General features: G+C 66.9%; 9 protein-coding genes and 1 pseudogene. 4 read left to right on the forward strand and 6 right to left on the reverse strand.

Annotation, left to right across the window (positions count from 1 at the left end; all coding sequences use genetic code 11):
- Nucleotides 1-66: 66 nt before the first annotated feature.
- Nucleotides 67-1,371, forward strand: coding sequence for an MFS transporter (locus WS62_RS29750; protein ID WP_066578683.1), 1,305 nt, complete (start codon nucleotides 67-69; stop codon nucleotides 1,369-1,371).
- Between the two features lie 48 nt (nucleotides 1,372-1,419).
- On the opposite strand, the gene codA is transcribed toward WS62_RS29750, so the two are convergent.
- The 5 genes and pseudogenes from codA to WS62_RS29775 all read right to left on the reverse strand — a co-directional run bounded on the left by codA (nucleotide 1,420) and on the right by WS62_RS29775 (nucleotide 7,550).
- Nucleotides 1,420-2,667: a cytosine deaminase gene (gene codA, locus WS62_RS29755; protein WP_066578688.1), complete on the reverse strand. Its 1,248-nt coding sequence runs from the start codon at nucleotides 2,665-2,667 to the stop codon at nucleotides 1,420-1,422.
- Complete coding sequence (locus WS62_RS29760; protein ID WP_066578691.1) at nucleotides 2,667-3,899, reverse strand: PucR family transcriptional regulator; 1,233 nt, start codon at nucleotides 3,897-3,899, stop codon at nucleotides 2,667-2,669. Before WS62_RS29760 ends, codA begins: the two co-directional genes overlap by 1 nt.
- A 4-nt stretch (nucleotides 3,900-3,903) precedes the next feature.
- On the reverse strand, nucleotides 3,904-5,166 hold the full coding sequence (gene codB / locus WS62_RS29765; RefSeq protein WP_066578699.1) for a cytosine permease: 1,263 nt from the start codon (nucleotides 5,164-5,166) through the stop codon (nucleotides 3,904-3,906).
- Between the two features lie 649 nt (nucleotides 5,167-5,815).
- A pseudogene (locus WS62_RS29770) lies at nucleotides 5,816-6,276 on the reverse strand (VOC family protein).
- A 119-nt stretch (nucleotides 6,277-6,395) separates the two neighbouring features.
- A complete protein-coding gene (locus tag WS62_RS29775) occupies nucleotides 6,396-7,550 on the reverse strand; it encodes a porin (protein ID WP_066578706.1) in 1,155 nt (384 codons plus the stop codon).
- 17 nt (nucleotides 7,551-7,567) lie between these two features.
- Between WS62_RS29775 and WS62_RS38935 the strand changes: the two genes are divergently transcribed.
- On the forward strand, nucleotides 7,568-7,801 hold the full coding sequence (locus WS62_RS38935) for a hypothetical protein (protein ID WP_082721400.1): 234 nt from the start codon (nucleotides 7,568-7,570) through the stop codon (nucleotides 7,799-7,801).
- A gap of 67 nt (nucleotides 7,802-7,868) precedes the next feature.
- Nucleotides 7,869-8,171, forward strand: a complete 303-nt coding sequence (locus WS62_RS29780; RefSeq protein WP_066578710.1) for a DUF4148 domain-containing protein — start codon at nucleotides 7,869-7,871, stop codon at nucleotides 8,169-8,171.
- A gap of 399 nt (nucleotides 8,172-8,570) precedes the next feature.
- Here WS62_RS29780 and WS62_RS29785 read toward each other — a convergent pair whose 3' ends face one another.
- Nucleotides 8,571-9,581, reverse strand: coding sequence for a LysR family transcriptional regulator (locus tag WS62_RS29785; protein ID WP_066578713.1), 1,011 nt, complete (start codon nucleotides 9,579-9,581; stop codon nucleotides 8,571-8,573).
- Nucleotides 9,582-9,787: 206 nt separating this feature from the next.
- Between WS62_RS29785 and WS62_RS29790 the strand changes: the two genes are divergently transcribed.
- Complete coding sequence (locus tag WS62_RS29790; protein WP_066578715.1) at nucleotides 9,788-12,007, forward strand: FUSC family protein; 2,220 nt, start codon at nucleotides 9,788-9,790, stop codon at nucleotides 12,005-12,007.
- The last annotated feature ends 65 nt before the right edge of the window (nucleotides 12,008-12,072 follow it).

Consider the following 12,072-nt stretch of genomic DNA (forward strand, 5'->3'; position numbering starts at 1 on the left):
CGTCATCTGAACGCGGAGCGCCGTGCTTGCCGTGCGCTCCGGCTCGTTCCCACCGGAGTCGCACCCATGTCCGCTCACCACGCCGAAGCCCTCTGTCCGCCCGCCGGCGACGCCCGCGCGTCGCTGAACCGCCTGCTGTTCCGCAAGCTGATGCCGCTGCTCATCACCGCATACGTGATCAGCTTCCTCGATCGCACGAACATCGCGTTCGCGAAGCACTCGATGGGCGTCGATCTCGGCATTTCGTCGGCCGCCTACGGTCTCGGCGCGGGACTCTTCTTCGTCACGTACGCACTCTTCGAGATCCCGAGCAATCTGATCATGCATCGCGTCGGCGCGCGGTTCTGGATCACACGAATCATGATCACGTGGGGCGCGCTGTCGGTCGCGATGGCGCTCGTGCGCGGCGAAACGTCGTTCTATGCGATGCGCGTCATGCTCGGCGCCGCCGAAGCCGGGCTCTTTCCCGGCGTGATGCTGTATCTGACCTACTGGTTCGGCCGCGAGGAGCGCGCACGCGCGACCGGCTATTTTCTGCTCGGCGTGTGCATTGCGAACATCGTCGGCGGCCCGCTCGCAGGCGCGCTGCTCGAACTCGACGGCGCGCTCGGGCTGCACGGCTGGCAATGGCTGTTCATGATCGAAGGCATTCCGGCGATCGTGCTCGCGTTCGTCGTGTGGACCCGCCTGCCGGACCGGCCGAGCGACGCGCGCTGGCTCGCGCCCGAAGTCGGCCGCGCGCTCGAACGCACGCTCGCGAGCGAACAGGCGGAGGGCGCGTCCGCGCATGGGACGCATACGTTCGGCATCGCGCTGCGCGATCCGCAGATCTGGCTCGCGATCTTCGTGTATTTCTGCCATCAGTTGACGATTTACACGATGATCTTCTTCCTGCCCGGCATCATCGGCGACTCGGGGCGCTTCACGCCCGTCGTCATCGGCCTGCTGGCCGCGATGCCGTGGATCGCCGCGGCGCTCGGCGCGGCGACGCTGCCGCGCTTCGCGCGCGACTCGTCGCGGTCGCGGCGGATGCTGTGCGCGGGGCTCGTCGTGATGGCGGCGGGACTCGTCTGCGCGGCGTATGCGCAGCCCGCGGCCGCGCTCTTCAGCGTGTGCGTCGCCGCATCGATGTTCTTCGTCGTGCAGTCGATCGTGTTCACGTTCCCCGCGTCGCGGCTGTCCGGCAGCGCACTCGCGGGCGGGCTCGGCCTCGTCAACACGTGCGGCCTGCTCGGCGGCTTCGTCGGTCCGACCGTCGTCGGCACGATCGAGCAAGCGACCGGCAACGCGAAGAACGGCCTCGCGTTCCTCGCGATCGCGCTCGTCGTCGCCGCATTCGCGAGCCTGCGGCTCAGGCACGGGCACGAATGACGGCGCACGGCGGCGGCGGAACGCATACGCCCCGCCGGCCGCCGTGCGTCAGCGTACGGCCGGATAGTCGATGCGCTCGGGCACCCGACGCATGATCACGTCGCCGCCGCGAATCGACAGCAGCGCCTTCGCCTGCCGCAGCAGCACTTCGTAGTCGTCGCTCGCGTCGAGCACGACGAGGTTCGCGGGCCGTCCCGGCTCGATCCCGTAGCGCTCGCCGAGATGCATCGTCCGCGCGCTGTGATCGGTGACGAAATCGAGGCTGCGCGCGAGATCCTGATAGCCCATCATGTGGCAGATATGCAGCCCCGCATCGAGCACGCGCAGGATGTTGCCGTTGCCGAGCGGATACCAAGGATCCCGAATCGAATCCTGGCCGAAGCACACGTTCATCCCCGCACGGTCGAGCTCGGCGACGCGCGTGAGCCCGCGGCGCTTCGGGAACGTGTCGAAACGGCCCTGCAAATGGATGCTCTCGGTCGGACACGAGATGAAGTTGATTTCCGAGCGCTTCAGCAAGCGGAACAGCTTCGAGCAATACGCGTTGTCGTACGAACCCATCGCGGTCGTGTGGCTCGCCGTCACGCGCGCGCCGAGCCCGCGCACGCGCGCTTGCTCGGCGAGCACTTCGAGAAAGCGCGAGTTCGGATCGTCGGTCTCGTCGCAATGCACGTCGACGAGGCAGCCGGTGCGCTCGGCGAGATCCATCAGGAACCGGATCGAGCTCACGCCCTGTTCGCGTGTGTTCTCGAAGTGCGGGATGCCGCCGACGACGTCCGCGCCGATCTCGATCGCCTGCTCCATCAGCCTGCGGCCGCCGTCGAACGATTCGATCCCTTCCTGCGGAAACGCGACGATCTGCAGATCGATCAGCCCGCGCGCCTCGTCCTTCACTTCGAGCATCGCCTTCAGCGCGGCGAGCGTCGGATCGGTGACGTCGACGTGCGTGCGCACGTGTTGAATCCCGTGATCGCGCAGCATCGCAATCGCCGCGTGCGCGCGCGTCTTCGTGTCCTCGTGCGTGATCGTCGCCTTGCGCTGCGACCATCGCTCGATGCCTTCGAACAGCGTGCCGCTCATGTTCCATTCGGGCTCGCCCGCCGTCAGCACCGCGTCGAGATGGATGTGCGGCTCGACGAGCGGCGCAATCACGAGCCGGCCTTCGACGTCGATCTCGTCCGCGCCCTGCGCGGCGACGCGCGCCGTCTGCGGCGTGACACTCGCGATCGCGCCGCCGTCGAGCGCGATGCTGAAAAGACCGCTGCGCTTGCGCAGCGTCGCGTTGATGAGCTTCATCAGAACTCCTGTCGTTGCGTGTCCGACATCCGCCACGCGAGCAGCGCGACGGACGCGTTCAACCGAAAATACGGATCGGCAAGCGATTGCCCCGACTGCGTCTCGATCCTGCGCAGCCGGTGATTGAGCGTGTTGCGATGGATCGCCAATTGCTCGGCCGCCTTGATCGCATTGCCGTTTTCCTGAAGCAGCGCCTCGAGCGTCTCGATCAGCATCGTCGGGTGCTTGCGGTTGCTGTCGAGCAGATTACCGAGCGTTTCCTTCACGAAGCTGTCGATCAGCGTCGGATCGGGAATCGCCGCAAGCAGCTTCAGCACGCCGAGCTCGCTGTAATCGCACAGGCCCTGGCCCGGCCGCATCCCTTCGGCGACGCCGAGCGCCTGCCGCGCCTCGGCGAGCCCGCGGCAGTAATGGCGTGCGGCGCCGACCGTCGACGAAATCCCGATGAACAGCGCGAGCGGGCCGATTTGCCGGCTCAGCGCGTCGCGCAGCGCGCCGAGCGCGAGCTTGCTCTTCCGAAAGCGCGGATCGTCGCACGGCAGCAGCAGCACGAACAGTTCGCCCTGCTCGACGACGGGCAGCGCGCTGTCCTCGTCTCGCAGCCAGTCGTCGAGACCGCGCTGGACCGTGCGCCGCGCATCCTGCAGCAGCGCCTCGGCCGCGGCCGGATCGCGGTCGTCGAAGAGCGCGGGCACGCCCGCGAGCCTGAGCGCGACGACGCGGCGCGGCCGGTCGAGCGCGAGCTGCAGATTGCGCGCGCGATGGGCCGCGATGTCGATGCTCGGGTAATCGCCCGTCAGCAGCTGGTTGACGATGTCGCGCTGCGAGCGCAGCGTATTCTCATGCCGCACGAGCGCCGTGCCGATCAGCTGCGTGACGATCACCATCTTCAGCAGATACGGCTGCTCGATCAGCGGAATCTCGAACTGCTCGGCAAGCGCGACGACCGAGTCGGGAATGCGGCGGATGAACGCCTCGCCCGTCAGGATCACCATCCCGGCGATGCCGCTCTTCGCGCCTTCGCGGATCAATTGCAGCAGGTTCGCCTCGTCGCGCGGATGATTGATCCCGGTGACGAACACGAGCTCGCCGCCCATCACCCAGTCGGCGATGCCTTCGTTCTCGGCGACGTAGTACCAGCGCACCGGCCGCTGCACGCCGCGCTCGCCCGCGCGCAGCTCGAGCTCTTCGAGGCCGGGCAGTTGCAGGATCTCGCTGACGGTCAGACTCATCGCTTCACTCCCCCTGGATCGACGGCGCACGCGCGATGCGGCTCGCAACCTGCACGAACACGATGTAGCAGAGCGACGATGCGGCAATGCCGACGAGCGGCGCGATCCACGGCGACGCATACGCGAGCGCCGCGCCGATCGCATACGCGGCGAGCCCCGCGACGTTCAAGCGCGGCAGCGGCGCGGTCGCGATCGCCGGATAGCGGCCGCGGTGGCGATACCAGAAGTCCGCGAGGATCACGCCGCCGACGGGCGGGATGATCGAGCCGAGCAGGATCAGGAACGGAATCAACAGTTCGTACATGCCGCCGATCGCGAGCACGATGCCGACCGCCGCGCCGACGAGCGTCAGCGTGCGGCGACGCTCGGTGCGCAGCAGATGGCACGCGGCCGCCGACACGTTGTAGATCGTCGGCCCCTGGATCGTCCACAGGTTCATGCAGAGCATCACGACGGCCGCGATCGACAGCCCTTGCAGCATCATCACTTCGACGATGTCCGGCTGCTGATAGACGATCGCGCAATACGCGCCCGCGACGATCATCAGGCCGTTGCCGACGAAAAAGCCGATCATGCTCGCGGCGACGGCCGCGCGGCCGCTCTTCGCGAGCCGCGTCCAGTTGGTCGCCTGCGTCGCGCCGCTCGCGAACGTGCCGAACACCATCGTGACCGCGGCGGCGAAGCTCATCGGCTGCGTCGGCACGATCTTCGCGAGGCCGGGCCAGCCGCCGACATCGCGCGTCGCGATCCACATCGACACGACGAGCAGCACGAACATCAGCGGCACCGACACGCGCGACAGCGCGTCCATCCCGCGATAGCCGACGATCGCGGTGATCGAGAAGCCGAATCCGAACAGCACCATCAGCGGCGTCGTGACCGACGCGGGCCAGCTGAGCAGCTTGACGAGCACGATTGCGACGGTCGCGGTGCCCCATGCGTACCAGCCGAGCTCGGCAAAGCCGAGCAGGAAATCGGACAGCTTGCTGCCGACCTCGCCGAAGCAGAAGCGCCCCATCAGCACCGAGTTCAGACCGCTGCGCGACGCGACGAACGCGAGCGCCGCCGCGTAGACGGCGAGCAGCAGGTTGCCGACGACCGCGACCCACAGCATGTCGACGACGCTAAACGCGACGCCGATCTTGCCGCCCGCGAACATCGTGCCCGTGAAAAACGTGAAGCTGAGCAGCACCATCGTGATCGACATCACGCCTTTGCGCTCGTGTGCCGGCACTTCGCTCAATGAGAATTCACCCCGTGTCGCCATCGTTTATTGGTCTCCAGCATTCCAGCGTGAACGGATGATGCACGGTCAATAAAGCCGTCGCATCCCGATTCGGACAATCGATACCGAAATCGAACTCGAATATTGCAAAGCGGACAATCTTCGTCATTCACCTTGCACAGGCACGTGCATCATGCCGCCGCCCGGCCGCCATTCTACTGTGCAAATCGCTCAACGCGATAATGCGATTAAAGAGGGGTAATTCATCGGGCCCAAACCGATTCATCTCCATATTGAAAAAATGGCCGATTATGTTTGGATTTTGGCGGCCCCATTCCGGCGCAATCGGTTAGGAGGCGCTTGCTGAAAAGTTCGCTGAAGAAAAGGGGACGGTGGCGAGGGGCGAACGCGCGGCGCCGCTGCGCGGGCCGATTGCGCCGCGCGACGGAAATCGACGTGAAGATGATGGACATCGTCGCGTTCACGCGGCGACGCAACGGCGTCACGGTGTCACGGTGTCTCGGTGTCTCGGTGTCTCGGTGTCTCGGCGTCTCGGCGTCTCGGCGTCTCGGCGTCTCGGCGTCTCGGCGTCTCGGCGTCTCGGCGTCTCGGCATGATGACGTGACGGTGTGACGCGGGATAGACGGAACGACGCACTGTGCGAACTGCACGCCGCATCGTCACGCCGTTTTCACTTCCAGCCTTCGAGCGTCAGCCCGCTGCCCTGCTCGGCTTCTTCGAGCGAAACGCGGCGCACCGTCTGAACGTCCAGACATGCCGCTCAGGATCGCACGCACGGTACGTGCGGTCGCCGTAGAACTGATCGGCGGGCGCCTGCAGGATGACGGCGCCCGCCGCGCGGGCCCGCTCGCAATGCGCGTCGATGTCGGACTCGAGCTGCACGTGCACGCATTGCGTATTCTTGCCGTCGAGCAACGACGCGCTGACGGCGAAGTCGCTCCATCCGCCAGTGCCGATCATCACGACGCCGTCGCCGAACGACATCTCGGCGTGCGCGACGCGTCCCTGCGCATCGCCGACGACCAGGCTGCGCGTGAAGCCGAATGCGCGCTCGAGCCACTCGAGCGCGACGCGCGGATCGCGGCAGAACACCGCACTGCTGAACGACGGACGACGGAACGTGGCATGCATTTGAACAGCGCCGTCGGCGTTGACGGGAAATCACTTTCGTCAACGCCACACGCCGTATCAAGCCATAGATTCGGGCTCCGTCGCTCGGCTGCGCGCGCCGCGGCGCGGCGCCGGAATCGTTAGAAGCGCGTACGAAGACCGACTGCCGCGACGACCTGATTCCCCGTCGACGACGCGCCGCCCGCGGTGTTGATCATCGCGACGTAGTTGCGTCCCGATGCATGCTGGTACATCCCTTCGAGATACACGTCGGTGCGCAGCGACAAACGGTACACGGCCTGCAGATCGACCTGATGCCATTTCGGATCGGAACCGTACTTGACGGTGTCGTCGACGTGGCCGTCCGTATACGTGTACGCGGCGCCGACGCTGAACGCGGGCGTCACCTGATACTTTCCGTTCAACTCATAGTTGTCGAAGCGAACCGTGCCGCCCGTCGAGCCGAACGACGCGGTGTTCTCGTATTCGGCGCGCGTGTATACGAAGCCGACCGTCGCCGGGCCGAACGCGTAGTTGACGCCGCCGCCGTACGAGCGCATCCGGTCCGCGCCGAGCGAGAAGCCGCCCTTGCCGTTCGCCGCCGATTCGACGATGTCGACCGCGCCCGGGCTGCTCGCCGTCGTGCCCTTCGAGCCGATGATCTGCAAGTAGCCGGCCGCGACGTTCAGCGGGCCGCGCGTATAGCTTGCACCGAAGCTGTATGCGCGGTTCGTCGCGAAATCGGTGCTGTTCGACATCGCGTACATGCCGCCGAACTTGAAGCCCGCGGACGTGTTGCTCGTGTACTTCAGCGCGTTGTTGATCCGCAGCGAGTGGTTCAGGTTGTCGTTGTCGAACGGATGCGCGAAGCTCGCGTCGCCGAACGTGCCCGCCGTCGCCGACAGCGGCGCGACGAAATCGACGAGCGAATCGTATTGCCGGCCGATCGTCAGGGTGCCGAAACGATTGTCCGACAGCCCGACGTACGCGAAGCGGCCGAACAGCCGGCCGTCCTGGCCGAGCTTGCCGTTTTCGTCGTTGAAGCCGTTCTCCAGCACGAACAGCGCCTTCAGGCCGCCGCCGAGATTCTCGGTGCCGCGCACGCCGAAGCGGCTGCCGTTGACGGCGCCCGTCGTCGCCTGCACGAGGCCGCCGTGCGCGTTGCCGCGCGCGACGTTGTTCGTATACATGATCCCCGCGTCGATCAGCCCGTACAGCGTGACCGAGCTCTGTGCGTGTGCGGCCGTCGCGGCCAGGACCCCTGCGGTCGCACATGCAAACCGGATGTTTTTCACAACGAAACTCCTTGTTGATGGGAATGAAACGACTCGATCCGACGACGATCGAGTGTAGGGATTCGCCCGTCCCGGATCAGCGGCCCGGCGCGCAGCGCTTCTTTGCGCAGGCCGGAACGAACGGACACATTTCCGTCACGAAACCGCACCCCGATTGGCTGCGTGACGCGCCCTCCCGTTTTTCAGTGTTGTGCGATCTGGAAGGCTGCATACCGGCGCCGCCGGTTTTTCCGCGCGCGGCCGCTGCGTAGACTTTGCTTCGTCAGTTCGGATCGTCTGTCGCGAACTGCATCGAATCGATTCACACTGGAGGTCATCTTGAAATCGATCGTCGTCACCGCTGCCGCCGCATTCGTGCTCGCCGCACCGGTCGTCTCGTTTGCCCAATCGTCGAACGGCTCGCTCACGCGCGCGCAAGTCATTCAGGAGCTCGCCGATCTGGAATCGGTCGGCTATCAGCCGTCGCGCGGCAACGAGACGACCTATCCGGACGACATCCAGGCCGCGCAGCGCCGTCTCGACGCGAAGCGCGCCGCCGCGCGCAAGGCTGCAGAGGCCGCGTATGGGCCGGCCGCCGCGGGCGCCGCGCAGGCCGGCAAGCCTGCGGCGAACGCGCAATAAGCGAGCATCGCTCGGGGGGCGTCGGGCAAGGAGACATCGCGGATGAAGAGGCGATGCGCGATGCATCGTCTGTTTGCTGTTTGCTGTTTGCTGTTTGCTGTTTGCTGTTTGCTGTTTGCTGTTTGCTGTTTGCTGTTTGCCGCTTTGCCGCTTCATCCTTTCGCTGCCTCGCCGTTGCATTGCGCAACCGGTCCACCCGCACATCGTTTCATTGGCTGGCCAACGACGACGCGATGACAACGCGAACATGCAGCGAATCCAACCCGCCTTCAGCCGCGACACGCAATGCGCAACGCCCCACTCGCAACACGCCAAGCCCGCAGGCGACACGACACGCAACGCGCCGCCGTCCATCCAGAACGCCGACGGCAGCGCATCGTCCCGACACGGAAAGTTCGATCAATGACTGAGCGCGTGCGCCGATTCGAGCCCGACGTCGAGCGCCACGGCGATCGCGCTTTGCGTCGCGTCGGACGCCTCGGCGCCGATCGCCGACAGCATCGCTTCGTCGCGCGCGATCATCTTCGGCATGTGGCAGCGCAGCGCGTCGACCCAGGTCCGCACCTTCGCGTCGATGAAACGGCGCGACGGATAAAGCGCATAGACGTTCATCTTCTGCAGCCGATGCGCAGGCAGCACGCGCACGAGATTGCCGCAGCGAAGGTCTTCGATCGCCGCGTACAGCGGCAGCATGCCGATGCCGATCCCCGCGCGGATCGCGACCGCGAGCGATTCGGCGGTATTGGTCTGCACCGGGCCGTCGACCTTGATCTCCTCGGTGCCGTTCGGCCCTTCGAGCAGCCATTCGTGCGTCGGGAACGCGGGCGTGCGCAGCGTCAGGCACGCGTGCCGCGCGAGATCGCGTGGGGCGCGCGGCGCGCCGTGCGCGCGCAAATACGCGGGCGTCGCGCACAGGATGCTGAACGTCGAGCCGAGCAGATGCGACACGAGCTCGGAATCGGGCAGCGACGACGCGGTCACGACCGCCATGTCGCTCGAGCCGTCGAACAGGTCCGGCATCCGCTGCGACAGCGTGAGCTCGATCGACACGTCCGGATGCTGGCCGCGGTATGCGGTCAGCGCGGGCAATACGTAATGCTGGCCGATGCTCGCGAAGCTGTGCATCCGCAGCACGCCGGCGGGTCGCTCGTGCGCGCAGCTCGCTTCTTCTTCCGCCTGATCGACGTCCGCGAGAATCTGCCGGCAACGCAGCAGATAGCGCTCGCCGGCGGGCGTCAACGCGAGACGCCGCGTCGAGCGGTTCATCAGGCGCGTGCGCAGCCGGGCCTCGAGCTCGGACACCGCGCGCGACATCGCGCCCGTCGTCGAATTCAGCGATTGCGCGGCCGCCGTGAAGCTGCCTGCCTCCACCACGCGAGCGAACACCCGCATGTTCTGTAACGTATCCATTCGTGTCCGAAACAATTCGAAGAGTCGATATTGTCCTCCAGCGGGACACGCGCATTGTTGCCGCCACGGCAACTAAGGTTTCCCCGCGGTTGCGTTAATACGCGGGCGCGCGGCTCCTACAATCGGCGCCTCTCCGGTCGGGACTGGCATCGTCGCGCAGGCCGGAGGCCCTCGATATGCGTCCGCCAGAAGCACTGCCACAAACCATGAAGCACGAGTCCGCGCTACAGCGAATCCTCATCGACCCGCAACGATGGCAGGAGCGGCTGCGAAGCGTCGGCAGGCTCGCGCGCGATTGGGCGGGCCGCGACGGCCTCGTCTGGCTGCATCTCGCGAAGACGGTCACGGCGGCATTGCTCGCGATGGGCATCGCGATGCTGCTCGACCTGTCGCAGCCGCGAATCGCGATGACGACCGTGTTCGTGCTGATGCAGCCGATGAGCGGGATGGTGTTCGCGAAGAGCTTCTATCGCATCGTCGGCACGGGCGTCGGGCTCGCCGCCGCGCTCGCGCTGGGCGGCCTGTTCGCGCAGCAGCCGGAGCTCTACATGGCGGGCATCACGCTGTGGGTCGCGGGCTGCATCGCGGCCGCCGTGCGCAACCGGCACTTCCGCTGGTACGGCTATGTGCTCGCCGGCTACACCGCCGCGCTGATCGGCCTGCCCGCGGTGATGGCGCCGAACACGCTGTTCCTGTCCGCGCTCACGCGCGCGGCCGAAGTCGCGGTCGGCATCTTCTGCTCGGGCGCGGTCAGCGCGCTCGTGTTTCCCGTCAGCTCGAGCGACGCACTGATGCGCTCGCTGAACGCGCGGCACGCCGATTTCGTCGCGTTCGCCGCGAGCACGCTGGCCGGCTCGGTCGAGCGCAGCGATTTCGAGCGGCGCTTCGCCGATTTCGTCGACGGCATCGTCGGCTTCGAGGCGACGCGCGCATTCGCGTCGTTCGAGGATCCGCACATCCGCGCGCGCAGCCGGCGGCTCGCGAGACTGAACAGCGAGTTCATGAACGCGTGCGCACGGCTGCATGCATTCCATCAGTTGCTCAGGCGGCTGCGCGCGAACCGTGCGGTCGAAGTGCTCGCGGCGATCGCCCCGCACGTCGATGCGCTGCCGGCCGTGCTGTCCGCGCTGCGTGACGATCTCGCGCGGCAGCGCGCGGCGCAAGCGAGCGCGCCCGCGCCGGCGCTCGTCGAGCTGAGCGCGTATCTCGCCGCGCTGCCGAAGCGCGCGCGCGCGTCGCGGCGCGCGGTCGAGACGCTCGCGCCCGCCTGCGTGCTCGACTTCGACACCGCGATCGAGCTGCTCTACCGCTTCATCGACGATTTCCTCGACTATGCGCAGACGCATGCGTCGCTCGCGCTCGACAGTCACGTGCTCGAGCGCTCGGTCACGCGCTACGCGGTGAAGACCAACCGCTACTTCGTCGGCTTCACGTTCCTGCGCACGCTCGCCGCGATGGGCGCGATGAGCGCGTTCTGGCTCGCATCCGAATGGTCGAGCGGCGGGCTCGCCGTGATCGGCACCGCGATCGCGTGCGCGCTCAGCTCGAGCGCGCCGCGCGCGAGCCGCTTCGTCGCGCAGATGGCCGCGGGCGCGGCGCTCGCGACGATCGCGGGCTATCTGTACATCTGCCACGTGTATCCGAACATCGACGGCTTTCCGCTGCTGTGCGCGGCGCTCGCCCCCACGCTCGCGGCGGGCGCGTATCTCGCGACGCGCCCCGGCAAGTCCGGCTACGGGATCGGCTTCGTCGTGTTCTTCTGCCTGCTCGCGGGGCCCGACAACGTGATCGCCTACGCACCCGACGCGCTGATGAACAACGGGCTTGCGCTCGTCGTGTCGATGCTCGCCGCGTCGCTCGCGTTCGCGGTGATCTTCCCCGCCGAGATGCCGTGGCTCACCGGCCGGATCACGCGCGACTTGCGCCGCCAGGTCGCGCTCGCGTGCGACGGCCCGCTGCAAGGCCTCGACCAGCGCTTCCAGTCGAGCTCACACGATCTGATGTCGCAGTTGCGCAACCTGCTGATGAAGCGCTCGCGACGACATCGCGACGCGCTGCACTGGATGCTCGCGACGCTCGAAGTCGGCCACGCGGTGATCGACCTGCGCCGCGAGATGCAGTCGTTCACGGCCGCGCAGCCTGCGCAGGCGCTGCGCTGGACCGTGCTAATCGATGCGGTGCGCGAGGCGCTGCCGCCGCTGTTCGAGACGCCCGACGCGCATCGGCTCGCGCGCGCGCTGAAGTCGGCCAATCTCGCGATCCGCGCGGTCCAGCACACGCAGCACCTGTGGTACGCGGTGCCCGACGAGCGCCGGCAGATGCAGCGCATCGTGAGCTGCCTGCACTTCATCCGCTGCGCGCTGATCGACCAGGACGCGCCGTTCAATCGCGGCGCGCGCGCCCGCGAGCGCGCAAGGCGCGGCTGACGCACCGAACGATCGTTGTGCGAAATGGAAAGAAGCTCCCCAGGCCGGCCGATTAATCCAATCCG

Source organism: Burkholderia sp. ABCPW 14 (assembly GCF_001523835.1).
Classification (GTDB): Bacteria; Pseudomonadota; Gammaproteobacteria; order Burkholderiales; family Burkholderiaceae; genus Burkholderia; species Burkholderia mayonis.

What these genes read in the sequence shown, in the direction of transcription:
- WS62_RS29750 (WP_066578683.1), top strand. Translation starts at nt 67, where the DNA reads ATGTCCGCTCACCACGCCGAAGCCCTCTGTCCGCCCGCCGGCGACGCC.
- codA (WP_066578688.1), bottom strand. Translation starts at nt 2,667, where the DNA reads ATGAAGCTCATCAACGCGACGCTGCGCAAGCGCAGCGGTCTTTTCAGC.
- WS62_RS29760 (WP_066578691.1), bottom strand. Translation starts at nt 3,899, where the DNA reads ATGAGTCTGACCGTCAGCGAGATCCTGCAACTGCCCGGCCTCGAAGAG.
- codB (WP_066578699.1), bottom strand. Translation starts at nt 5,166, where the DNA reads ATGGCGACACGGGGTGAATTCTCATTGAGCGAAGTGCCGGCACACGAG.
- WS62_RS38935 (WP_082721400.1), top strand. Translation starts at nt 7,568, where the DNA reads ATGGGAATGAAACGACTCGATCCGACGACGATCGAGTGTAGGGATTCG.
- WS62_RS29785 (WP_066578713.1), bottom strand. Translation starts at nt 9,581, where the DNA reads ATGGATACGTTACAGAACATGCGGGTGTTCGCTCGCGTGGTGGAGGCA.
- WS62_RS29790 (WP_066578715.1), top strand. Translation starts at nt 9,788, where the DNA reads ATGAAGCACGAGTCCGCGCTACAGCGAATCCTCATCGACCCGCAACGA.